Origin of the sequence: Buchnera aphidicola (Sipha maydis) (assembly GCF_024029855.1) — a bacterium.
Taxonomy (GTDB): Bacteria; Pseudomonadota; Gammaproteobacteria; order Enterobacterales; family Enterobacteriaceae; genus Buchnera_J; species Buchnera_J aphidicola_BI.
Map to the genome: position 1 here is coordinate 366,061 of NZ_CP097205.1, position 24,212 is coordinate 390,272.

Below are 24,212 nucleotides of genomic sequence, written 5' to 3' on the forward strand. Positions count from 1 at the left end.
ATTTAAAAATGGCAGCTAAAGACGTAAAGTTTGGAAATGAAGCTCGTACTAAAATGCTTCGTGGAGTAAATATATTAGCCGATGCAGTAAAAGTTACTTTAGGACCTAAAGGTAGAAATGTTGTTTTAGATAAATCTTTTGGTGCTCCAAGTATAACAAAAGATGGAGTTTCTGTTGCTCGAGAAATTGAGTTAGAAGATAAGTTTGAAAACATGGGAGCACAAATGGTTAAAGAAGTAGCTTCCAAAGCAAATGATGTAGCTGGAGATGGAACAACGACTGCAACTTTATTAGCGCAATCTATTGTTAACGAAGGTTTAAAAGCTGTTGCGGCTGGAATGAATCCAATGGATTTAAAGAGAGGGATTGATCAAGCAGTTGTAAAAGCTGTACAAGAATTAAAAAAATTATCTGTTCCATGTTCAGATTCTAAAGCTATTACTCAAGTTGGAACAATATCTGCGAATGCTGATGAAAATGTTGGTTCTTTAATTGCTGAAGCAATGGAAAAAGTAGGAAATGATGGAGTAATTACTGTAGAGGAAGGAACAGGTTTAGAAGATGAATTAGAAGTAGTAAAAGGAATGCAATTTGATCGAGGATATTTATCTCCTTATTTTATTAATAAACCAGAAACTGGTGTTGTAGAATTAGAAAATCCTTATATACTTTTAGTTGATAAAAAAATTTCCAATGTTAGAGAACTTTTACCTATTTTGGAAGCTGTTGCGAAATCAGGAAAACCTTTATTAATTATTTCTGAAGATTTAGAAGGTGAAGCATTAGCAACTTTAGTTGTAAACTCTATGCGTGGAATTGTAAAAATTGCAGCAGTTAAAGCTCCTGGGTTTGGAGATCGTCGTAAAGATATGTTACAAGATATTTCTATATTAACTTCAGGAATAGTAATATCTGAAGAGTTAGCAATGGAATTAGAAAAATCTACTTTAGAAGATTTAGGTCAAGCTAAAAGAGTTGTTATTACAAAAGATTCAACAACTATAATTAGTGGATCTGGAAGAAAATCTGATATTAAACGTAGAATATCTCAAATTCGTCAACAAATTACTGAATCTACATCTGATTATGATAAAGAAAAATTAAATGAAAGATTAGCTAAGTTATCTGGCGGTGTTGCAGTATTAAAAGTAGGAGCTGCGACAGAAGTAGAAATGAAAGAGAAAAAAGCACGTGTAGAAGATGCGTTACATGCAACTCGAGCAGCAGTTGAAGAAGGTGTTGTTGCAGGAGGTGGTGTTGCTTTAGTACGTGTTGCTGAAAAAATTTCAAAAATTACTGGTCAAAATGAAGATCAAAATGTTGGAATACGAGTTGCTTTAAGATCAATGGAAGCTCCTTTACGTCAAATAGTAGAAAATTCTGGTGAAGAACCTTCTGTTGTGACAAATAATGTCAAAGATGGAAAAGGAAATTATGGATATAACGCTGCTACTGATAAATACGGAGATATGCTTGATTTCGGAATTTTAGATCCAACGAAAGTAACTAGATCAGCACTTCAGTATGCTGCTTCTGTTGCAGGTTTAATGATTACAACTGAATGTATGGTTACTGATTCTCCTAAAGAAGATAAATCTTCTGAAATTCCTTCTCCAGCATCTAGTGGAATGGGTGGAATGGGTGGAATGATGTAATAATTTTTTTTGTAAAATAATATAATTTATTTATAAATAAAATTATTATTAACACAAAAAAATTTAAAATATTTTAATTTATTTTCCCTTAATTTTCTCTTGTATTAAGGGAAAATATTTTAAAATCAACCTTTAATATTAATTAATTTTTTTTAAAATATGTCAAATAATTATTCTATACATTCATTAAAACCAGGATTGAAAGTTATTATTTTTAAAGAACCATGTATTATTAAAAGTAGTTTTTTTGTAAAACCAGGAAAAGGACAAGCTTTTACACGTGTAAAGTTTAAAAGTTTTTTATCAGGAAAAACAGTAGAATTAAATTTTAAAGCAACTGATCGTTTAAAAAAAGCAAATATTAAAGAAATTGATTCAATATATTTATATAATGATAATTCTTTTTGGTATTTTTTAGATAATAGTACTTTTGAAGAGATTCATGTTATTAAAGAAATTATTGATTTTAAACGTTTTTGGTTAATACCTCAATGTCAATGTTCATTAACTGTTTGGAAAAAAAATGTTATTTCAGTAAATGTTAACAATTTTATTAATTTAAAAGTGATTCAAACATCTCCTGTTATTAAAAAAAATTCAATAAATAATAGTTTGAAAATGGCTATATTAGAAACAGGTGTATCAATTAAAGTTCCTTATTTTATAAAAATTAATGATTATATAAAAGTTGATACAAGAAAATGTAAATATATTTCAAGAGTAAAATAATGAGTGATATTTTTTTAGTTTTATTTTTTTTTAACAGAAACATATGAACGATAGCTTTTCCAATTAAAATTCAACCATATACTGTTTCCTAATTTCATGCGATCAAGTATTCTTTCTCCTAAAAGTTGATGCAAACTGTTATAGTTTAAATTGGATAACATTCCTGTGGATTTTTTAGATGCTGAACGTCTATCTATAATCTGATGAATAATTATTTTTTCATAGTTAGATTCTTTTTGTATTCCTATTTCATCAATAATTAATAAATCTACTGTACTTGTTTTATTAATGAAATATTCTTCAGTAAAATTATTATTTTTTTGGAATGTTTTTTTTATTTTTGACATAAGATCTGCAATGGTAATTATTAATATTTTTTTTCCATGTAAAATTAAATGGTTTCCTATTGCTGCAGCTAAGTGATTTTTCCCTGTTCCTGGTTTTCCTGAAAAAATAAAATTTGATAATTCTTTATTAAAATTTTTTACATATTTTTTAGAGGAATTGAGTGCTTTTTCTTGTCCTGAATGAAACACTTTATAATTTTTAAAAGAACAATTAAGATACAAATCTTTTATTCCAGATTCTTCTAAAGTTTTTTGAATTTTCATAGCTTTATTTCTTATTAAAATAGATTTTGAGAATAGTAAACCTTTTTTTTTATTCCATAATAATAAATCTTTTTCATTTTTAAATTTAGGTTGAATATGAGGTGGAATAATAGATTTTATACGTTTCATTAATTTTATATGATTTTTCATAAAAAAATCCTAATTTTCTATTCGTTGTTGTATTTTCAAATTTTTATTGTATAAATCTTTATTGTTTTAAAAATATTTTTTTATCACGATATAAGTTATTTTTTTAAATAAATAGTGTATTCTATTTTTTTAGTTGCTTTTTTTTTTTGAATAATCCAGTTTTTTGGAATATGAAAAGTTTTTTTAGAAATTTTTTTTTCGATATAAATGATTGTATTTTTTTTAGTATATTTATTTTTTTCTAATAAAAATATAGTTTTTTGTAATAATTGAAAATTATTATAAGGAGGATCAAGAAAAATGATGTTATATTTATTTTTTTTTTCTTTTAACCATTTTAAAGTATTTGTATGAATTATTTTTATTGTATTAATTTTTAACTTTTTTAAGTTTTTGTATATATAAAAGATATTTTTTTTATCAATTTCAAGAGATGTAACGTGTTTTGCATGTCTAGAAATAGATTCAATTCCTAATATTCCACTTCCTGCAAAACAATCTAAACATATTGCATTTTGAATATATTTTGTTATCCAATTAAATAATGTCTCTCGAATAAAATTTGTAGTTGGTCTAAGATTTTTGGAATGATTAATATAAATTTTATGTTTTTTAAATTTTCCACCAATAATTTTTAAAGTATTTTTTTTAAATTTTTTTTTTTTCATTTTTTTTTTGATAAATAATGAATTTTTTTATAAAAATGTTTTATTATTAAGATATCATATTATATAAAATTTTTTTATAAAAGGTCATTTATTTATGTCTAAAGACAACAAGAATTTTTTTTTTTCATTTATTGATAAAATAAATTTTTTTAAAAAAAAAAATAGCGAAGAAACTAATATTGAGAAAATAAAAAAGAAAGAAAAATCTTTTCAAGATACACAAGTTCAAGAAAAAAAAACATATATTAAAAAAGGAAAGCAATTTATAAATTTTCTAAAAGACAAATTTAAAAAAACTAAAGAAAATTTACATTCTATTTTTAAGAATATTTTTGTAAATAAAAAAATTGATTCATCTTTTTTTAAAAAATTAGAAGAAAAATTAATTTCTGCAGATGTCAATTTTAAAACTATAGAAAAATTATTAAATAATGTAAAAAACAATTTAAATGAAGAAGAATTACAAAATTCAAATGTAGTTTTACATGCTATTAAAAAGGAAATGATAAATATTTTTAAAAAAACACCTAAATCTCTTTTTTTAAGTTCTAATATAAAAAAACCTATTATTATTATCTTAGTTGGCGTAAATGGTGTAGGAAAAACTACAACAGTTGTTAAACTTGCTAAACTATATAAAAATAATAAGCAGAGAGTTCTTGTTTCTGCTGCAGATACTTTTAGAGTTGCAGCAGTAGATCAAGTAGAAAATTTATGTAAAAATAACAATATACCTGTTATTTCTAAAAACGTTGGATCTGATCCAGCTTCTGTTGTATATGATTCTGTCCAAAAAGCTATTTCACAAAAATTTGATGTATTAGTTATTGATACTGCAGGTCGATTACATACAAAAATTAATTTAATGCATGAAATAAAAAAAATAATCCGCGTTATAAAGAAAATTAATGGAGTAGGACCAACTGAAATTCTTTTAACAATTGATTCATGTACTGGGCAAAATGCTTTAATTCAAGCAAAAGAGTTTAATAAATTTTTAGGAATTACTGGATTAATATTAACGAAATTTGATGGAACTTCTAAAGGAGGAATTGTTTTATCTATAGCAGATAAATTTTCTATTCCAATTAGATATGTTACTTCCGGTGAATCTTTAAATGATATTTATTTTTTTGATAAGAAAGATTTTATTAATTCAATATTCAAATTTTAATTATTAAAATTATGTTATATTAATAAAAAAGTAAGATATATAAATAAAATTCTATATTGTCTAAAATTATTTTTTAAAAATTTTTTTCATGAATTTTTTTATATATTTTATGGTGATTATTTTATAAAATTTTAACTCATTTTTTATTTGACAATTATTTAAAATTATGAGTTTGATAGGAATAAAAATGATTGATAGAATGAAATTTTCATCAAGAAATTTTTTAAATTCTTTAAATACTTGTATTAAAATTTCTAGTAATTTTCCTATTTTATCTGCAAAAGATGAAAAAAAATTAGCTATAAAATTATTTCAAAATGGTGATTTAAAAGCTGCTAAAATTTTAATATTATCGCATTTACGTTTTGTTATTCATGTTGCAAAAAATTATTCTGGATATGGGTTACCTCAAGCAGATTTAATTCAAGAAGGAAATATTGGTTTGATGAAATCTGTTAAAAAATTTAATCCTTATTTAGGAGTTCGTCTAATTTCTTTTGCAATTCATTGGATTAAATCAGAAATTCATGAATATGTTCTTCGAAATTGGAGAATTGTTAAAGTTGCTACTACTAAATCACAAAGAAAACTTTTCTTTAATTTAAGAAAAACAAAAAAAAAGTTAGGTTGGTTTAATAAAAAAGAGATTTCGTATGTAGCACAAAAATTAGGAGTAAAAAATAAGGACGTTATTGAAATGGAATCTAGAATGTCAGCTAAAGATGTTTTTTTTAATAATCATACAGAAGATGATGATTCTCAGGAGAATGTAAAAAATATATATTCTATTCCATTTTTAAAAGATCAACTATCAGATTTTACTTATGGAATAGAAAAAGATAACTGGAAGAAGCACACTAAAAATAAATTAAATTTAGCTCTTTCATGTTTAGATGAACGTAGTAGAGATATTATTTATTCGCGTTGGTTAGATAATAATAAAAAAAAAAATACTTTACAAGATATAGCAAAAATTTATGGAATATCAGCTGAGAGAGTACGTCAATTAGAAAAAAACGCTATGAAAAAACTTCGTTTAACAATAAAAAACATATAATTTTAATATTTTTTTAATTTTTTATTTTTTTTAATTAGTTTTTAAAATTTTTTTTTATAAATATCAAAAAATTAAAGAAAAGAGATTATTTCATGAAAATATGTAGTCATATATTAGGATTTCCAAGAATAGGTTGGAAAAGAGAATTAAAGAAATCTCAAGAAGATTATTGGAACAGAAAGATTTCTCAATGTGAATTAAAAATAGTTGGTAAAAATATCAGAAAAAAAAATTGGACAACTCAAAAAGATATGGGTTTATCTTTTTTATCAGTTGGAGATTTTTCATGGTATGATCATGTTTTAACAACAAGCATGATGTTAGGAAACATTCCATCAAGATTTTTATATGATGGTGAAGTGGATTTAGATACATTATTTCATATTGCTCGAGGAGTTTCATTTAATAGAAAACCTACTTTTCCTTCTGAAATGACAAAATGGTTTAATACTAATTATCATTATATTGTTCCAGAATTTAACCAAAAAAGTTCTTTTCATTTTTTATGGAAACAGATATTAGAAGAAATTCGCGAAGCGAAAAATTATAAAAAAGATATTAAACCTATTATTTTAGGACCAATGTCATATCTTTTTTTAGGAAAATCTGGTGATTTAAATTTTAATTGTTTATCTTTACTTCCTAAAATTTTGCCAGTTTATCAAAAAATTTTAAAATGTATTAAAAATGAAAATATTTCTTGGATCCAGATAGATGAACCTATTTTAGCATTAGATTTACCTGATGAATGGAAAAAAAATTTTATATATAGTTATAAATTTTTGAAAAGTGATTTAAAAACGTTATTAACCACATATTTCGGAAGTATTACGCATAATTTAGATATTATTCAATCTATTCCGATAGATGGTTTACATATAGATTTAATTTCTGGAGATTATGATTTACAAAATTTTAATAAAAAATTACCACAAGAAATAATTTTATCGTTAGGTATAATTAATGGAAGAAATATTTGGAAAACTAATCTATTAGAATGTTTTCATTTAGTTAAAAATTTTCAAAAATATCGAAAAAATATTTGGATTGGTACATCTTGTTCTTTATTACATGTTCCTATTGACTTAGATCAAGAAATTCATTTTGATTCTAGAATAAAAAATTATTTTTCTTTTGCTGTACAAAAATGTTATGAATTATTTTTATTAAATGATGCGATTAATAAAAATAAAAAAACTTTATTAGAATCTTGGGTTCTTCCTTTGCATGAAAAGATTTATTTCAATCAGTTAAATAAAAAAAATATTCAGAAAAGATTATTAAATCTTACAGAAAAAGATTATCAAAGAAAGAATAATTATGTTATACGATTTAAAAAACAACAAAAAAAGTTTAATTTCCCTATATTACCAATAACAACAATTGGTTCTTTTCCTCAGACAAAAAAATTAAGATTTTTGAGAGCGAAATTTAAAGACAAAATTTTAGATGAAAAAGTTTATAAAGAAAAAATTTTTAAAATCATTAAAAAAAATATTCAAATTCAAGAAGATTTAGATATTGATGTTTTGGTTCATGGAGAACCTGAACGTAATGACATGGTTGAATATTTTGGAGAAAATTTAGATGGATTTTTATTTACAAATGATGGATGGGTACAAAGTTATGGTTCTAGATGTGTAAAACCTCCAATTATTTTTAGTGACATTTCTTATATTAAACCTATTACCGTATCTTGGATTAAATATGCACAATCTTTAACTAAAAAACCAGTTAAAGGAATGTTAACAGGTCCTGTTACAATGTTATTGTGGTCTTTTCCGAGAGAAGATATTTCTAAAAAAATAATTTCTCAACAAATTGCATTAGCTTTACAAGATGAAATACGTGAATTAGAAAAAAATAAGATTAATATTATACAAGTTGATGAACCAGCTTTAAGAGAAGGTTTACCCTTAAGAAATATTGATCAAGAAGAATATTTAAAATGGGCTGTGAAAGCATTTAAATTGAGTGTGTCTAAAGTAAAAGATACTACGCAAATACATACACATATGTGTTATTGTGAGTTTAATGATATTATGCAATCTATAGTAGATTTAGATGCTGATGTGATAACAATTGAAAATGCGCGTTCAAATATGGAAATATTAAAGTTTTTTAAGAATTTTAGATATCCAAATAGTATTGGTCCAGGATTTTATGATATTCATTCTCCAAATATCCCTACTGAAGATGATCTGATTAAATTAATTAAGAAATCTATGAAATTAATTTCCTATAAAAAATTATGGGTCAATCCTGATTGTGGATTAAAAACGAGAACTTGGAGAGAAGTGAAACATTCTTTAAGACATTTAGTTAATGCTACAAAAAAAGTACGTATTTTGCAAAATCATTAATTAGTAAATTTTAGCAAAGATTTCTTTGCTAAAATTTTTTATTTCATAGAATTTGTATTTTTTTATTTTTTTTAGAGTATGAAAAATTTTTTTTGAATTTATAATAATTAAATATTTTTTATATTTTTTTAAATTTCAGATAATTTAATGTTTAAAGTGTCTGATATTGGTAAAAATCATAGACATTTTATTTTTGTTTACTTCTTGAATAATTTCTTTGTCTCTGATAGAGCCACCCGGTTGGATAATACATGAAACATGAAATTTTCTTGCTTCTTGAATATTATCTTTAAATGGGAAAAAAGCATCTGATGCCATTGTAATGTGTTTTAATTTTCTATTATTGTGTTGAATTTTTGTATTTGCATTGTGTACAGCTAAAATACGACTAGTTTGACCACAACCAATAGATATAGTTGATTTATTATGAACATAAACTATTCCATTCGATTTAACAAATTTAGAAATTTTCCATCCAAAAATAGCGTCTTTTATTTCAATTTTATTTGGTTTTTTTAAACTCACTATTTCCCATTTTTTATAATTGAAATTATCATAGTCTTTTTCTTGTATTAAAAATTGATGATTGATAGTTCGAATTTCTAATTTTTCAAAAAAATTTATTTTTTTGTTATTTGTAATAAGTATTCTAATTTTTTTTTTATTATTTACAATTTTTTTTGCATTTAAAGAGAGATTAGGAGCTATAATCATTTCTACAAATTGATTGTTAATAATTTTTTTTATTACATGAGATCTAATTTTTTTATTACATGCAATGACTCCTCCAAAAGCAGAATTAGGATCGCATTTATAAGCATTTTTATAAGCTTTCAATAGGTTTTCTTTAGTAGATGCTCCGCATGGATTTCCATGTTTTATTATTACACATGTAGGTTTTTTAAATTGAGAAACGCATTCTAATGCAATATTTGCATCTAAAATATTATTATATGAAAGTTTTTTCCCTTGAATTTTTTCGAATATTTCATCTTTTTTTTGAAAATTTTCTTCAACATATATAGAAGATTTTTGATGTGGATTTTCTCCATAAATTAATTTTTCTTTTTTTTTTAATGTAATTGTAATTTTTTGTGGAAAAGTTTTTTTCACGTTTATTTTATTTTTTATATAGTATTTTTTTTTAAAAAATTCATATATTTTTTTTTCATATTTTGCTGAATATTTAAATGCTTTCATCGCAAATTTTAATCTTTCAGAATATGAAAAATGTTCGTTATTAAGAATTTTTTTTACAATATATTTGTAATCTTGAATATCTACGACAACTATTACATTTTTATAATTTTTTGCTGCTGCACGTATTAGAGAAGGTCCTCCTATATCAATATATTTTGTATAATTTTTTATATTTTTTTGTAGATGTGTATGATTTTTCTCTTCGAATGGATAAAAATTGACTATAATTAAATTAATAGAGAGAATTTTTTCTTTTTTAACTATTTTAGAATCTAAAGTGGGATCATGTAATATTCCAGAATATATTTTAGGATGTAATGTTTTTATTTGTCCATTGAGGGTTTCTTTATATTTCGTAAAATCTGATATTTTTAAGCAGGGTATTTTTTTACTTTTTAAAATTTTTCTTGTTCCTTGTGTTGATAAAATATTTATTTTTTTTTTAACTAATGCTTGAGATAGTGAAATTATTTTTGATTTATTAAATACACTGATTAATGCATTTTTTATTTTCATATTTTATTTTTTCAAAGTAATTATTAAAATTTTTGATTTGTTCATGTACAGATATTTTTTATATAAAATTATAAAAATTTAGTATATAATAATATTGTATTAGTTTTATGACTTGAATAGTAGGGATATGGTATTTTTCCCTACTAATAATGTATAATTTTATGCATCTTTTAATAAAAATTTTTATTTCACTGCTTCTTTTAGAGTTTTCCCAGAAATAAAAGATGGAACTTTGGTTGCTAATATTTGAATTTCTTGTCCAGTTTTTGGATTTCTTCCAGTTCGCGCAGATCTTTTATTTATTTTAAATGTTCCAAATCCAACTAATTGTACATTTTCTTCTTTTTTTAATGAATTTGTAATTTCAGATAGTATTAAGTCCAATATGTCTTTTGCTTTCATTTTAGATATAAAGGATTTTTTGGAGACAATATCGATTAATTGTGATTTATTCATTATTTTAATCCTTATTAAAAAATATTATTTTTATAATATATTATTTTATTTTGTTTTATTTTTGTAAAATTTTTTTATTTTTATGATTCTAATATATTTTTTTATTAAAGATAAAATTTTATAAATTTTATTTTTTTAATAACATGCATTTGTGTTTTATAAATTATTTGAATTTAATAATTCTGATAAGTTTGCAGAAGCTTCTTCTAAAATAATTTTTTTATTATTAGATTGATTTTCTTTTTTATTGTGATTTAATTTTTTTGTTCTAATGTTTTTTTTTAATCTATCTCGGTGATATGAATATCCTGTTCCTGCAGGAATTAATCTTCCTACAATTACATTTTCTTTTAATCCTCTTAATTCATCTATTTTCCCTGCTACAGAGGATTCTGTTAAAACTCTTGTAGTTTCTTGAAAGGATGCAGCGGATATAAAAGATTCTGTTGCAAGAGAGGCTTTTGTAATTCCTAATAAATCTCTAACATAATGTATTTTTTTTTTATTTTTCTTTTTTAATTTCATGTTGGCTATTCTGATTCGTGAATATTCTACTTGTTCTCCATTTAAAAATTCTGATTCACCATAATTTGTTATTGTTGCTTTCCTTAACATTTGTCTAATAATTACTTCGATATGTTTATCATTTATTTTAACTCCTTGTAATCTATATACATCTTGAACTTCATTAACTATATACCTAGTTACAGATTGAATTCCTCTTAATCTCAAGATATCATGTGGAGATTCTGGACCATCAGATATGATATCTCCTTTTTCTACTCTTTCTCCTTCAAAAACATTTAATTGTCTCCATTTAGGTATCATCTCTTCATATGAAAACTTGTCATTTATAGGTGTAATAATTAATCTTCTTTTTCCTTTTGTTTCTTTTCCAAAAGATATTATTCCACTTTTTTCTGCTAAAATTGCTGGTTCCTTAGGTTTTCTAGCTTCAAATAAATCAGCAACTCTAGGTAATCCTCCAGTGATATCTTTTGTGCTAACAGATGCTTGAGGAACTCTTGCTAATGTATCTCCGGAGCTTATTTTATCTCCATCTTTTACATGCACTATAGTTTTTCCAGGTAAAAAATATTGAGCTGGCATTTGAGTTCCTGGTATAAAAACGTCTGTTTTATCTGATTTAATTATTTTTAAAGAAGGTCTTAATTCTTTTCCTAAAGTGGTTCTTTTTAAAACATCTAAAATAATTATTGAAGAGATTCCAGTAATTTGATCAGTTTTTTTTATAATACTTTGTCCTTCTAACATATCTATAAATTTTATATATCCATTTACTTCAGTGATTACTGGAATAGTATGTGGATCCCATATAGCTACTATTTCTCCAGAAAGTACTTTTTCATGATTTTTTTTTTCTAAAATTGCTCCATAAGGAATTTTATAATTTTCTTGAGTTCTTCCTACTGAATCAATTATTTTTAATTCAACATTTCTGGAAGTAATGACAATTTTTCCAGAAGAATTAATTACGAATTTTGAATTATTGAGATTAATGATTCCATTGTTTTTAACGCGTATGTTATATTCTGTTGCTGTTCTAGAGGCTGCTCCACCAATATGAAAGGTTCTCATAGTTAACTGTGTACCTGGTTCTCCAATAGATTGCGCTGCAATAACTCCAATTGCTTCTCCTTTTTTTACCAATGTCCCTCTTGCTAAATCTCTTCCATAACAGTATGCACATACTCCAAAATTTGTTTCACAATGAACAACTGATCTTACTTCTACTTGATCAATAGAGTTTTTTTCTAAAATATCGCAATATTTTTCATTTAATAAAGTATTTTTTTTAATTAATATTTTTTTAGAATTTAATTTAAAAATATCTTTTAATGCAACTCTTCCTAGTACTCTTTCACGCAGTGTTTCTTTTATATTTCCACCTTCAATTACAGAAGTCATCATTATTCCATGTTTTGTAGAGCAATCTTTTTCTGTTACAACTAAATCTTGTGCTACGTCTACTAATCTTCGCGTTAAGTAACCAGAATTTGCAGTTTTTAAAGCAGTATCTGCTAATCCTTTTCTAGCACCATGTGTAGAAATAAAATATTGTAAAACATTTAATCCTTCTCGAAAATTTGCTGTGATTGGAGTTTCTATTATAGATCCATCCGGTTTAGCCATTAACCCTCTCATTCCAGCTAATTGTCGAATTTGCGCTGCTGAACCTCGTGCACCTGAATCTGCCATAATAAAAATGCTATTAAAGGAAAGTTGTTTTTTTATTTCTCCTTTTTTATTTTGTATTTTTTTAGTCGATAAATTTTTCATCATAGATTGAGAGATTTTTTCATTTGCAGCAGACCAAATATCTATAACTTTATTATATTTTTCTCCTTTAGTAACTAATCCTGATTGAAATTGTTCTTGAATATCTAAAACTTCTGTTTTTGCATCATTAATGATTTGTGTTTTTTTCTTCGGAATTTCTATATCGTCAATTCCCACTGAAGATCCTGAACGAGCTGCATACGAAAATCCAGTATACATAATTTGATCAGCAAAAATAACTGTTTTTTCAATTCCTAATATTCGATGACAGGTATTAATCATTTTTGAAATAGAGTTTTTTTTTAATGTTTTATTCACCATAGAAAAAGGTAATCCTTTTGGAACGATATTCCATAAAATTGCTCTTCCTATCGTTGTTTTTATAATTTTTTTAAATTTTATTTCAAATTTTTCCTTATTTTTTTTATATTCTGTAATGCGAATTTTTACAATAGAATGTAAATCTACTAGCCCTAATTGGTATACCTTTTCTGCTGCCTGTGGTCTTGTAAGTAGTGTATTTTCTCCTTTTCCATTTATTTTTTTACGAGTCATATAATATAAACCTAGAACAACATCTTGAGATGGAACAATAATAGGTTCTCCATTGGCTGGAGAAAGAATATTATTTGTTGACATCATTAAATTTCTTGCTTCTACTTGCGCTTCTATTGTTAGAGGTATATGTACAGCCATTTGATCTCCATCAAAATCGGCATTATATGCAGCGCATACTAATGGATGTAGTTGAATCGCTTTTCCTTCAATTAAGATCGGCTCGAAAGCTTGTATACCTAAACGATGTAAAGTTGGAGCTCGATTTAACAAAATAGGATGTTTTTTAATCACTTCGTCTAAAATATCCCAAACAATAGGATCTTCTTGTTCAACCATTTTTTTTGCAGATTTTATTGTATTAGCAAGATTTTTTTCTTCAAGTTTTCCATAAATAAATGGTTTAAAAAGTTCTAAAGCCATTTTTTTTGGCAATCCACATTGGTTTAATTTTAAATATGGACCTACTGTAATTACAGATCTTCCAGAATAATCTACTCTTTTTCCAAGTAAATTTTGGCGAAATCTTCCTTGTTTTCCTTTAATCATGTCTGCTAGTGATTTTAATGGTCTTTTGTTTGATCCAATAATTGCTCTTCCTCTTCTTCCGTTATCTAAAAGTGCATCTACTGATTCTTGAAGCATTCTTTTTTCATTTCTAATGATGATATCAGGTGCAGATAGTTCTAATAATTTTTTTAATCTATTATTTCTATTTATTACTCTTCTATATAAATCGTTTAAATCAGATGTTGCAAATCTACCTCCATCTAATGGTACCAAAGGTCTTAAATCGGGGGGTAATATTGGAAGTACTGTCAAAATCATCCATTCTGGTTTATTATTAGATTGTATAAAAGATTCTATTAATTTAATTCTCTTTGTTATTTTTTTTTTTTTTGTTTCAGAATTTGTTTTATTTAATTCTTTTCTAATTTTTTTACATTCTTTTTTTAAATTTATTTTTCTAAGAAGGTTTTGTATCGCTTCAGCTCCCATTTGGGCTGTAAATTCATCTCCATATTTTTCTATTGCTTCAAGATTTTGTTCTTCTGTTAAAATGTCTCCATTTTTGAGATCTGTCATTCCGTGATCAATAATTGTATATGATTCAAAATATAATACTCTTTCAATATCTCTTAATGGCATATCTAAAAGTAATCCAATACGAGATGGTAATGATTTTAAAAACCATATATGTGCTATAGGTGCAGAAAGCTCGATATGACCCATTCTTTCACGTCTTACTTTACTTTTAGTAACTTCAACGCCACATTTTTCACATATTACTCCTCTATGTTTAAGTCTTTTATATTTTCCACATAAACATTCATAATCTTTAACAGGACCAAAAATTTTTGCGCAAAATAATCCATCTCTTTCTGGTTTAAATGTTCGATAATTTATAGTTTCTGGTTTTTTTACTTCTCCATATGACCAAGATCTCATAATTTCTGGAGAAGATAAAGAAATTTTTATTGCGTTAAATTCTTCTGATAAATTTTTTGATTTTCCAAACTTGAATAATTCTTTCAAAAATTTATTCCTATATTTTTAATATTTATTGTTTAAATAAAATTTTTTAATTGAAAATAAATTATTTATGGTTTTTTATTTTTTTTTTTTTTTTTTTTTTTCTGTCTTTTTTTTAAAATCATTTTTTTAATTTTCTAATTCTATATTAATTCCTAAAGAGCGAATTTCTTTTAAAAGAACATTAAATGATTCAGGCATTCCAGGTTCCATTTTATGATTTCCATCTACAATATTTTTGTACATTTTAGTTCTTCCGCTGACATCATCCGATTTTACAGTTAACATTTCTTGTAATGTATATGAAGCTCCATACGCTTCTAATGCCCAAACTTCCATTTCTCCAAATCTTTGACCTCCAAACTGAGCTTTTCCTCCTAATGGTTGTTGCGTGACTAAACTATAAGATCCTGTAGAACGAGCATGCATTTTATCATCTACTAGATGATTTAATTTTAATATATACATATATCCTACGGTAACTGGTCTTTCAAATTTATCTCCTGTTCTTCCATCAAATAAATCTATTTGACCAGAACTATGAAATCCAGATAATTTTAAAAGATCTTTAATTTCTTTTTCTTGTGCTCCATCAAAAACTGGTGTAGATACTGGAAGTCCATTTGTATAATTCTTTGCTAAACATAAAATTTCTTCATTTGAAAAATTATCTAAATTTATTTTTTGACATTGTTTATTTCCAATTTCAAATGTTTTTTTCATAAAAGATCGTATTTTATTGATCTTTTTATATTTTTTTAACATTTTGGAAATTTTTTCTCCTATTCCTTTTGCAGCTAAACCTAAATGAGTTTCTAAAATTTGTCCAATATTCATTCTAGAAGGTACTCCTAAAGGATTTAAAACAATGTCAACTGGTACCCCATTTTTATCATAGGGCATATCTTCTATTGGATTTATTTTAGATATTACACCTTTATTACCATGTCGACCTGCCATTTTATCTCCTGTTTGAACATATCTTTTTATTGCTAAATATACTTTGACAATTTTTAATATTCCAGGAGATAAATCATCTCCTCGTGTAATTTGTTTTTTTTTATTTTTTATTTTTTTTTGAAATTTTTTCTGTAATATATTATATTGAGTTTGAAGATTTTTAAATTCAATTTTTCTTTTTTGATCTACTTTCAAAGTAAACCATTTTTTAGCAGAAAGTTTTTTAAAATTTTCATAGAGAAAACCAGATTCTATTAAAATATTTTTTACTTGTCGTAAAATACCTATTTCAAATATGTTTTTCTTTTCTAAATAAGAGCTTTCCATTTTTTTTATTTGCATTTCTTCAATTTCTAATTTTCTTTTATCTTTTTTAATTCCATCTCTTGTAAATATTTGAACGTCTATTACTGTTCCTAGTACACCATTGGGAACTCTTAAAGAAGTATCTTTTACATCAGATGCTTTTTCTCCAAAAATTGCTCTTAAAAGTTTTTCTTCTGGAGTTAATTGAGTTTCTCCTTTAGGAGTGACTTTTCCTACTAATATATCTCCTCCATGTACATCAGCTCCTATATAAACAATACCTGATTCATCTAAATTAGATAATGCTGATTCTCCTATATTCGGTATATCAGCTGTAATTTCTTCAGATCCAAGTTTTGTATCTCGAGAAATGCATGATAATTCTTGAATATGAATACTTGTGAAGCGATCTTGATGCACTACTTTTTCAGATATAAGTATAGAATCTTCGAAATTATATCCATTCCATGGCATAAATGCGACACGCATATTTTGACCTAATGCTAATTCTCCTAAATCTGTTGCCGGTCCATCTCCTAAAACATCTCCTTTTTTTATTTCATCGTTTAAATAAACACATGGATTTTGATTGATGCATGTATTTTGGTTAGATCTTTTATACTTTATTAAGTTGTAAATATCAATTCCAGTATCGTTTTTTTGAATTTCATTTTTATTCACTTTAACAATAATTTTTGAAGCGTCAATATAATGAATTTGCCCTCCTCTTTTAGCAATAACGGTGACTCCTGAATCTATGGCAACTATTCTTTCCATTCCTGTTCCAACTAATGGTTTTTCTGTTTTTAATAAAGGAACAGCTTGTCTTTGCATGTTTGCTCCCATTAAAGCACGATTAGCGTCATCGTGTTCTAAGAAAGGTATTAAAGATGCTCCAATAGAGACTATTTGTTGATTAGAAACATCCATGTATTCAATTTTTTTCTTTTTAAATAAATTTGATTCGCCTTGATGTCTACATGTCACTAATTTATCAATTATTTTTTTATTTTTATCTATTTTAGTATTTGCTTGTGCAATGATGAAATTTCCTTCTTCAATTGCAGAAAGATATTTTATTTTATTTGTAACATATCCTTTTTGCACTTTTCTATATGGCGTTTCTAAAAAACCATATTGATTTGTTCGCGCATAAATTGATAAAGAATTAATTAATCCTATGTTTGGACCTTCTGGTGTTTCTATCGGACAAACTCTTCCATAATGTGTTGGATGAACATCTCTGACTTCAAAACCTGCTCTTTCACGTGTTAAACCTCCTACGCCTAGAGCTGAAATTCTTCTTTTGTGAGTAATCTCTGCTAAAGGATTATTTTGATCCATAAATTGAGAAAGTTGACTAGAACCAAAAAATTCTTTTATTGCTGCAGAAATAGGTTTTGCGTTGATCATATCTTGAGGCATTAAATTATCTATATCTCCAGCTGATAATCTTTCTTTTACCGCTCTTTCAACTCTAATTAATCCTATTCTAAACTGGTTTTCAGTCATTTCTCCTACTGATCTTACTCTTCTATTTCCTAAATGGTCAATATCATCTATTTCTCCTTTTCCATTTCGGATATTTATTAATTTTTTTATTACATCAACTATATCTTTTTTATCAAGTACACTTTTTCCTGTAGAATGTTTTCGTAATAAAGATCTGTTAAACTTCATTCTTCCTACAGCAGATAGATCATATCTTTCTTCTAAAAAAAATAATGATTCAAAAAGTTTTTCAGCTGTTTCTTGTGTTGGTGGCTCTCCAGGTCGCATCATTCTGTAAATTTCAATTAAAGCGCTGATAGTATCTTTTGTTGGATCAATTTTTAATGTTTCTGAGATATATGGACCATGATCTAAATCATTAGTAAATATTGTTTCAATTTTTTTGATTTTATTTTGAATGATTTTTTTTATTTTTTCTTTTGTAAAAATTTCATTAGTCGCAATAATTATTTTATTATTTATGTCAAAATAATTTTTTGATGAGATTTTTCCGATAATATATTCTTTTGGAATTTTTATGAAATCGATTTTATCTTTTTCTAACTTTTTGATATGTTTAACGGTTACTCTTTCGTTTTTTTTGATATAAATAATGTTATTTTTTTTCATATCAAATGAAATTATTTCCCCTCTTAAACGAGTTGGGATTAATTTCATATATATTTTTGATTTATGAAATTTAAAAATATTTTTTTGAAAAAATAAATTTAATATTTCTTTTTGATTGTATCCTAATGCTTTTAATAAAATTGTTACAGGAAATTTTTTTCTTCGATCAATTCTTGCAAATAAATGATCTTTGGAATCAAATTCACAATCTAACCATGATCCTCGATAAGGAATTATTCTGGAATTATATAAAACTTTACCAGAAGAGTGAGATTTTCCTTTATCACTATCGAAAAATACTCCAGGACTTCTGTGTAATTGTGAAACAACAACTCTTTCTGTTCCATTAACAACAAATGTTCCATGTTTTGTCATTAATGGAATTTCTCCCATATACACTTCCTGTTCTTTAATATCTTTGATTTTTTTATTTAATGTATCTTTTTCGTATATAATTAATCTTAAAGTGACTCTTAGTGGTACTGAATATGTGGTTCCACGAATATGACATTCTTTTACATTGAAACTTTTTTTCCTTAACTTATATTTTACATATTGAATTTCTGCGTTTTCATTATAACTTTTAATGGGAAAAACTGATTTTAATGCTGATTCTATTCCATTTGAAATATTTTTTTGCGTATTAATAAAATTTTTAAATGAATCAATTTGAATAGAAAGTAAATACGGAATATTTATAATTTGTGGATTTTTTCCAAAATCTTTTCTAATTCTTTTCTTTTCTGTATAAGAATACACCATTATGTTCTCTATTTGATGAAATTGTCTTAAGAAAATGTTTTATGTTGTGTATATTAAAAGTTTAAAAAAAAATATTTTAGTAAAGCTGGTGAATCATTTTCACCAGCTGTTTTTTAAGTATTTATTTAACCTCTATTTCAGCTCCAGCTGTTTCTAAGGTTTTTTTTAATGATTCAACTTCTTCTTTGTTTATTTTTTCTTTTAAAATAACTGGTGCGGATTCTACTAAATCTTTTGCTTCTTTTAAACCTAAATTTGTTACACTTCTAACTGCCCGAATTACTGATACTTTATTTGTTCCTATCGATTTAATATATATATCAAATTCTGTTTTTTCTTCGACTTTTTCTGGTTGTGTTAAATTATTGTTTATTGGAGCATTAGCCGAAACTTCAAATTTTTCTTCCATTAATTTGATTAATTCCATAATTTCTGTGACTGACATTTTTGAAACTTTTTTTATTATATCTTCTTGCGTGATGGACATTTTTTTCTCTTAAGTTTGATAGATTTTTTATTTTTTGATTTTGTTTTTAATTAATATTAACATTCGAATTAATTTTCCTATTGAAGCTTCTTTTATTATAATTAGAAATTTTTGAATCGCTTCTGGATATGTAGGTATTAAAGCAAGTGTTTCTATATTTTTAGGAGAAATAAACTTTCCTTCAAATGCTGCTCCTTTTATTTTAAAATTTTTGTTCTCTTTTGAAAATAAATATAATAATTTTGCAGCACTTCCTGGATGTTTTATAGAAAATGCAATTAAAGTAAATTTTTTTAAAGTTTTTTGTAAACATTCAAAAGGTGTTTTTTGGATTCCTTTTTTTAATAAAGTGTTTTTAATAACATTTATTTTTACTTCATTTTTTCTTGCTTCTTTTCTTAAGAAATTTATTTTATTGACATTTATTTTTTTTGAGTTTGCTACAACTGCTGATAATGCATATTGTGATATTTTATTAATTTTTTTGATAATTTTTTGTTTTTTAATATTAACTGGCATTTTTTACTCCTAGATTTTTTTTTAAAAATCCTTTATAATATCTTTATATAAATGCAATAAAAATTTTTAAAATTAAAAATTTAGAAGTTTTTTAATTTTTTAAATTTATTTTATTTTTAGAAGTGAAATTTTAAAAAATTTATTTTTAATTATTTATTTTTTTTTTTTTTTTTTGAAGGAAGAAATATAAAAACCTAATTTCTCACTAAAATATAGAAATTAATTAAGAAACTAGGATATTTTATAAAAATGAAATTAAATTTTTTATTTTAAACTAGATTTTTTAATTTCAATTGCTGGACCCATAGTTGTTTTTAAGAAAATTTTTTTAAAATATTTTCCTTTCATGGTATGTGGTTTTTGTTTTTTTAAATCTTTTATGAGGCTTATTAAGTTTTCTTTTATTTGTTTTGTTGAAAAATTTGATTTTCCTATTAGAGCATGTATAATTCCATTTTTTTCATTTTTATATCTTATTTGTCCATTTTTTATTTTTTTTACTGTTTGATAAATATCTGAAGTAATTGTTCCCATTTTATGATTTGGCATTAATCCTTTAGGTCCTAAAATTGATCCTAACATACTTACTTGTTTCATGTTTTCTGGTGAAGTGACTACAACATCAAATTTTATTTTATTTTGTTTAATTTGTTTTGATAAATCTTCCATGCCGATAAATTCTGCTCCTGCGTTTTTAGCTTCTTCTGCTTGTTTTCCATGTGCAAATACAGCTACTATTATTTTTTTTCCTGTTCCATGAGGTAAAACGGTTGATCCTCGAATGTTTTGATCTGTTTTTTTTGCATTAATTCCAAGCATAATAATTGAATCAAAGCTTTCAATAAATTTTCTACGCGATTTTTTTTTTAAAATTGAAATAGCTTTTTCTATTTTTGTTTTTTGAAAATTATGTTCTTTTTTTATTTTTTTTTGAATTTTTTTATTTTTCATATTTTTTAGAATTTTCTATTTTTAAACCCATAGATTTTGCTGTTCCGATGATTGAATTATTAATTTTTTCTAATGTTGCTCCAGTCATATCTTTTTCTTTAATTTTAGATATTTCTTCTATTTGAGAATATTTTATACTTCCAACAAATTCAATGTTTGGTTTTTTAGATCCTGATTTTATTCCTGCATATTTTTTTAATAATATTGATGCAGGAGGCGTTTTTGTAATAAAAGTAAATGTTTTATCTGAATATACAGTTATTATAACAGGTATCGGAATACCTTTTTCTAAAGATGCTGTTTCTTCATTAAATTTTTTACAAAAATCCATTATATTTAGTCCTTTTTGACCTAATGCTGGACCAATTGGGGGACTAGGATTTGCTTGACCAGCTTGCACTTGAAGTTTGATATATGAATCTATTTTCTTTGCCATAATTTTCTCTTTTTTAAAAAATTATTTAATTTATAAATTTTTTTCTACTTGACTAAAATCTAATTCTACAGGAGTGGATCTTCCAAAAATTGATACAGAAACTTTTAAACGATTTTTATCATAATCTATTTCTTCTACAATTCCATTAAAATCTAAAAATGGACCACTGTTTACTCGGACGCTTTCTCCAGGTTGAAATAATGTTTTTGGTCTCGGTTTATCACCAATTTTTTTAAGTTTTTTTTGAATTTTTTTAATTTCTATTTTATTTACTGGAAAAGGATTTTCTGAAGATCCTCCTATAAATCCTATTACTTTAGGAATGCTTTTTATTAAATGCCAACTAGATTCATTCATAATCATTTTTATTAATATATATCCAGGAAAAAATTTATGATTACTTTTTTGTCTTTTTCCTTTTTTTATTTCTATTACTTCTTCTGAAGGAACTAAAATTTTTCCAAACATATTTCTATTTTTTTTTTTTTTTAGATGATCTTTGATAGATTGAACTACTTTATCTTCATATCCTGAGTAAATTTGTATAGCATACCATTTTTTTTTTTTTGATTAATAATTTTCATTAATTTTTATTTCCACTATTAATTTTGAAAAGGCGTAGTGAATGACATTATATAGAAGAGTATTCCATCTATTCCCCATAATATTATTGCAAGAATAGAACTTATTAATATTATTATGCATGTTGTGTTAAAAGTATCTTTTATTGTTGGATAATGAATATTTTTTATTTCAGATTTTGCGTCTTGAAAAATAGATATAATATAAGAAAAATTTTTTTCGATAACAAAAAAAATTGTTCCGACAATTATTAATATAATGAAAAGATCTATATATTTATTTTGAATGGGTAAAAATTTAAATTTTTTTTCTATGAATAAGAACAAAATGAGAAAAATATTAGTAAAAATCCATATTTTCTGAAAAATTGTTTTTTTTTTATGAAGAATATTCGATTTCATGAAAAATCCTAAAAATAAGATTTTTTAAAAGAGTAAATTAAATTTTTTCAAGAAAAAAAGATTTTTTATGCTGATACCCAGATTTGAACTGGGGATCTCACCCTTACCAAGGGTGCGCTCTAACCAACTAAGCTATACCAGCAGCAAAGTATTTTTTTATTTTATTTTTTTAAATTTAGCGAACAGTGGGAATTGAACCCACATCTTCAACTTGGAAGGTTGAGGTAATATCCATTATACCATGTTCGCAATTTTTTATTGGTGAGGGAAGGATTCGAACCTTCGAAGTCGTTAGACGTCAGATTTACAGTCTGCTCCTTTTGGCCACTCAGGAACCTCACCTATTTTTTTTAAAAAAAATATCTTTAAATATGAAATTTGTATTGCCGGCTACCGGAATCGAACTGGTGACCTACTGATTACAAGTCAGTTGCTCTACCTGCTGAGCTAAGCCGGCCTATAATTTCTTTAATAAAAAATTAATAATAACATATTTTAAAATAATTTAATATTTTACTTTTTTTTTTAACAAAAATCAAATACTTCGAACAAAAAATTATAAAATAATTTTACAAAAAAATATATTAATAAATAAATTTCTTTAAAAGATATAAATATATTAACTTTTTGTGTATAAATTATCGATATAATAAAATTTATTTTTTCCTTAAAATTTCATTATTTTCATAGTAAAATTTATATTAAAATGTGATTTTTACTTAAAAAAATTTTTTTTAAGTTTAAATATATGTTGATATGTTAAATATATCAAATTTATTTTTTTTTATTTTCATAAAGAGTGTAATATGAATTCATTAAAAGAATTAATTAATATAAAAAATATAAATTTATCTTTTGAATTTTTTCCGCCATTAGACATTCACAAAGATAAAAAATTTTGGAATGAAATAAAAAAAATAACTTATTTACAACCGAAATTTATGTCTGTCACTTATGGAGCAAATAACGGAAATAAAACACGAACATTTAATTTTGTGCAAGAATTAAAGTTATATACAAAAATAAATATTGCTCCTCATATGATTTGCGTAAATGAAGAGATAAAAACATTAAAAAAACTTGCTATGAAATATTTTCGAAATGATATAAAAGATATTGTAGCTTTAAGAGGAGATTGTATAAATAAAAAAAATAATGCAAAAATTTATGCTCGTGATTTAGTAATTTTATTAAAAAAAATTGAAGATTTCAATATATTTGTTGCTGCATATCCAGAGGTTCATCCAGAAGCAAAAAGTTTTCAATTTGATTTAATGAACTTAAAAAATAAAATGGATTCTGGAGCGAATCAAGCTATTACTCAATTTTTTTTTGATATTGAAAATTTTTTGCGATTTAGAGATAAATGTGTTGGAATTGGTATTAAAAAAAAAATTATTCCTGGAATATTACCCATTTATGATTTTAATCAAGTTTATAAGTTTTGTTTAATGTCTAATATTTTTGTTCCAACATGGTTAAAAAAATTATATTTTAACTCTGATGATTCTATTAAAAATGATTCTTGTATTGGAAAAGATCTTGCGATAAATATGATTAATACTTTATATAAAGAAGGAGTGTATGATTTTCATATATATACTTTAAATAAATTGAATTTTATTAATTCTATTTTTGGAAATTGAAATTCAGAATTGAAATAATTCTATATCACACATAATTTTTTCAAAATTTCTGATATAATTTATTTTGATATGT

Annotated in this window: 17 protein-coding genes, 4 tRNA genes and 1 pseudogene; 6 read left to right on the forward strand and 16 right to left on the reverse strand. The window is 24.6% G+C overall.

The features are described from left to right. Window positions 1-8 precede the first annotated feature (8 nt). Both groL and efp read left to right on the forward strand, forming a co-directional pair. Entirely contained in the window at window positions 9-1,655 is a 1,647-nt protein-coding gene (gene groL, locus M3Y47_RS01795) for a chaperonin GroEL (protein WP_252839374.1), read from the forward strand. 159 nt (window positions 1,656-1,814) lie between these two features. After that, entirely contained in the window at window positions 1,815-2,384 is a 570-nt protein-coding gene (gene efp / locus M3Y47_RS01800; RefSeq protein ID WP_252839375.1) for an elongation factor P, read from the forward strand. Window positions 2,385-2,404: 20 nt separating this feature from the next. Here the strand turns inward: efp and dnaC are convergent, their stop codons facing one another. Both dnaC and rsmD read right to left on the reverse strand, forming a co-directional pair. Then, window positions 2,405-3,145, reverse strand: a complete 741-nt coding sequence (gene dnaC, locus M3Y47_RS01805) for a DNA replication protein DnaC (protein WP_252839376.1) — start codon at window positions 3,143-3,145, stop codon at window positions 2,405-2,407. Between the two features lie 95 nt (window positions 3,146-3,240). After that, window positions 3,241-3,813, reverse strand: a complete 573-nt coding sequence (gene rsmD / locus M3Y47_RS01810; protein WP_252839377.1) for a 16S rRNA (guanine(966)-N(2))-methyltransferase RsmD — start codon at window positions 3,811-3,813, stop codon at window positions 3,241-3,243. 94 nt (window positions 3,814-3,907) lie between these two features. Here rsmD and ftsY point away from each other — a divergent pair, with 94 nt between their 5' ends. From ftsY to metE, 3 genes are all read left to right on the forward strand, one after another. Continuing rightward, window positions 3,908-4,987 carry a signal recognition particle-docking protein FtsY gene (ftsY, locus tag M3Y47_RS01815; RefSeq protein ID WP_252839378.1) on the forward strand — a complete coding sequence of 360 codons (1,080 nt, stop codon included), beginning with the start codon at window positions 3,908-3,910 and terminating at the stop codon, window positions 4,985-4,987. A 187-nt stretch (window positions 4,988-5,174) separates the two neighbouring features. Next, window positions 5,175-6,044 carry an RNA polymerase sigma factor RpoH gene (gene rpoH / locus M3Y47_RS01820; protein ID WP_252839379.1) on the forward strand — a complete coding sequence of 290 codons (870 nt, stop codon included), beginning with the start codon at window positions 5,175-5,177 and terminating at the stop codon, window positions 6,042-6,044. 92 nt (window positions 6,045-6,136) lie between these two features. After that, window positions 6,137-8,407, forward strand: a complete 2,271-nt coding sequence (gene metE / locus M3Y47_RS01825; protein ID WP_252839380.1) for a 5-methyltetrahydropteroyltriglutamate--homocysteine S-methyltransferase — start codon at window positions 6,137-6,139, stop codon at window positions 8,405-8,407. Window positions 8,408-8,551: 144 nt separating this feature from the next. Here metE and purH read toward each other — a convergent pair whose 3' ends face one another. The 14 genes and pseudogenes from purH to M3Y47_RS01895 all read right to left on the reverse strand — a co-directional run bounded on the left by purH (window position 8,552) and on the right by M3Y47_RS01895 (window position 22,950). Continuing rightward, on the reverse strand, window positions 8,552-10,123 hold the full coding sequence (gene purH / locus M3Y47_RS01830) for a bifunctional phosphoribosylaminoimidazolecarboxamide formyltransferase/IMP cyclohydrolase (protein WP_252839381.1): 1,572 nt from the start codon (window positions 10,121-10,123) through the stop codon (window positions 8,552-8,554). A gap of 183 nt (window positions 10,124-10,306) precedes the next feature. Continuing rightward, window positions 10,307-10,579, reverse strand: coding sequence for an HU family DNA-binding protein (locus tag M3Y47_RS01835; RefSeq protein ID WP_252839382.1), 273 nt, complete (start codon window positions 10,577-10,579; stop codon window positions 10,307-10,309). Window positions 10,580-10,735: 156 nt separating this feature from the next. Then, entirely contained in the window at window positions 10,736-14,971 is a 4,236-nt protein-coding gene (rpoC, locus tag M3Y47_RS01840; protein WP_252839383.1) for a DNA-directed RNA polymerase subunit beta', read from the reverse strand. Window positions 14,972-15,097: 126 nt separating this feature from the next. Then, window positions 15,098-19,117 (reverse strand): DNA-directed RNA polymerase subunit beta, encoded by a 4,020-nt coding sequence (gene rpoB, locus M3Y47_RS01845; RefSeq protein WP_252839384.1) that lies wholly within the window; start codon window positions 19,115-19,117, stop codon window positions 15,098-15,100. Between the two features lie 121 nt (window positions 19,118-19,238). Continuing rightward, complete coding sequence (rplL, locus tag M3Y47_RS01850) at window positions 19,239-19,604, reverse strand: 50S ribosomal protein L7/L12 (protein WP_252839385.1); 366 nt, start codon at window positions 19,602-19,604, stop codon at window positions 19,239-19,241. A 27-nt stretch (window positions 19,605-19,631) separates the two neighbouring features. After that, window positions 19,632-20,123 (reverse strand): 50S ribosomal protein L10, encoded by a 492-nt coding sequence (gene rplJ / locus M3Y47_RS01855; protein ID WP_252839386.1) that lies wholly within the window; start codon window positions 20,121-20,123, stop codon window positions 19,632-19,634. A gap of 264 nt (window positions 20,124-20,387) precedes the next feature. After that, window positions 20,388-21,074, reverse strand: coding sequence for a 50S ribosomal protein L1 (gene rplA / locus M3Y47_RS01860; RefSeq protein WP_252839387.1), 687 nt, complete (start codon window positions 21,072-21,074; stop codon window positions 20,388-20,390). Beyond that, window positions 21,064-21,510, reverse strand: coding sequence for a 50S ribosomal protein L11 (gene rplK / locus M3Y47_RS01865; protein ID WP_252839388.1), 447 nt, complete (start codon window positions 21,508-21,510; stop codon window positions 21,064-21,066). Before rplK ends, rplA begins: the two co-directional genes overlap by 11 nt. A gap of 30 nt (window positions 21,511-21,540) precedes the next feature. Next, window positions 21,541-22,074: pseudogene (gene nusG, locus M3Y47_RS01870) on the reverse strand (transcription termination/antitermination protein NusG); the annotation flags it as partial. Window positions 22,075-22,112: 38 nt separating this feature from the next. Further along, a complete protein-coding gene (gene secE / locus M3Y47_RS01875; protein WP_252839389.1) occupies window positions 22,113-22,493 on the reverse strand; it encodes a preprotein translocase subunit SecE in 381 nt (126 codons plus the stop codon). 68 nt (window positions 22,494-22,561) lie between these two features. Beyond that, window positions 22,562-22,635, reverse strand: a tRNA-Thr gene (locus M3Y47_RS01880). A 35-nt stretch (window positions 22,636-22,670) separates the two neighbouring features. Further along, a tRNA-Gly gene (locus M3Y47_RS01885) sits at window positions 22,671-22,742 on the reverse strand. Between the two features lie 10 nt (window positions 22,743-22,752). Then, window positions 22,753-22,835 (reverse strand) — tRNA-Tyr (locus tag M3Y47_RS01890). A gap of 42 nt (window positions 22,836-22,877) precedes the next feature. Continuing rightward, a tRNA-Thr gene (locus M3Y47_RS01895) sits at window positions 22,878-22,950 on the reverse strand. Between the two features lie 349 nt (window positions 22,951-23,299). On the opposite strand from M3Y47_RS01895, the gene M3Y47_RS01900 reads away from it, so the two are divergent. Continuing rightward, window positions 23,300-24,139, forward strand: a complete 840-nt coding sequence (locus M3Y47_RS01900) for a methylenetetrahydrofolate reductase (protein ID WP_252839390.1) — start codon at window positions 23,300-23,302, stop codon at window positions 24,137-24,139. Window positions 24,140-24,212 lie beyond the last annotated feature (73 nt).

What these genes read in the sequence shown, in the direction of transcription:
- efp (WP_252839375.1), top strand. Translation starts at nt 1,815, where the DNA reads ATGTCAAATAATTATTCTATACATTCATTAAAACCAGGATTGAAAGTT.
- rsmD (WP_252839377.1), bottom strand. Translation starts at nt 3,813, where the DNA reads ATGAAAAAAAAAAAATTTAAAAAAAATACTTTAAAAATTATTGGTGGA.
- metE (WP_252839380.1), top strand. Translation starts at nt 6,137, where the DNA reads ATGAAAATATGTAGTCATATATTAGGATTTCCAAGAATAGGTTGGAAA.
- secE (WP_252839389.1), bottom strand. Translation starts at nt 22,493, where the DNA reads ATGAAATCGAATATTCTTCATAAAAAAAAAACAATTTTTCAGAAAATA.
- groL (WP_252839374.1), top strand. Translation starts at nt 9, where the DNA reads ATGGCAGCTAAAGACGTAAAGTTTGGAAATGAAGCTCGTACTAAAATG.
- purH (WP_252839381.1), bottom strand. Translation starts at nt 10,123, where the DNA reads ATGAAAATAAAAAATGCATTAATCAGTGTATTTAATAAATCAAAAATA.
- rplA (WP_252839387.1), bottom strand. Translation starts at nt 21,074, where the DNA reads ATGAAAAATAAAAAAATTCAAAAAAAAATAAAAAAAGAACATAATTTT.
- M3Y47_RS01900 (WP_252839390.1), top strand. Translation starts at nt 23,300, where the DNA reads ATGAATTCATTAAAAGAATTAATTAATATAAAAAATATAAATTTATCT.
- rplK (WP_252839388.1), bottom strand. Translation starts at nt 21,510, where the DNA reads ATGGCAAAGAAAATAGATTCATATATCAAACTTCAAGTGCAAGCTGGT.
- ftsY (WP_252839378.1), top strand. Translation starts at nt 3,908, where the DNA reads ATGTCTAAAGACAACAAGAATTTTTTTTTTTCATTTATTGATAAAATA.
- rpoB (WP_252839384.1), bottom strand. Translation starts at nt 19,117, where the DNA reads ATGGTGTATTCTTATACAGAAAAGAAAAGAATTAGAAAAGATTTTGGA.
- M3Y47_RS01835 (WP_252839382.1), bottom strand. Translation starts at nt 10,579, where the DNA reads ATGAATAAATCACAATTAATCGATATTGTCTCCAAAAAATCCTTTATA.
- dnaC (WP_252839376.1), bottom strand. Translation starts at nt 3,145, where the DNA reads ATGAAAAATCATATAAAATTAATGAAACGTATAAAATCTATTATTCCA.
- rplJ (WP_252839386.1), bottom strand. Translation starts at nt 20,123, where the DNA reads ATGCCAGTTAATATTAAAAAACAAAAAATTATCAAAAAAATTAATAAA.
- rpoH (WP_252839379.1), top strand. Translation starts at nt 5,175, where the DNA reads ATGATTGATAGAATGAAATTTTCATCAAGAAATTTTTTAAATTCTTTA.
- rplL (WP_252839385.1), bottom strand. Translation starts at nt 19,604, where the DNA reads ATGTCCATCACGCAAGAAGATATAATAAAAAAAGTTTCAAAAATGTCA.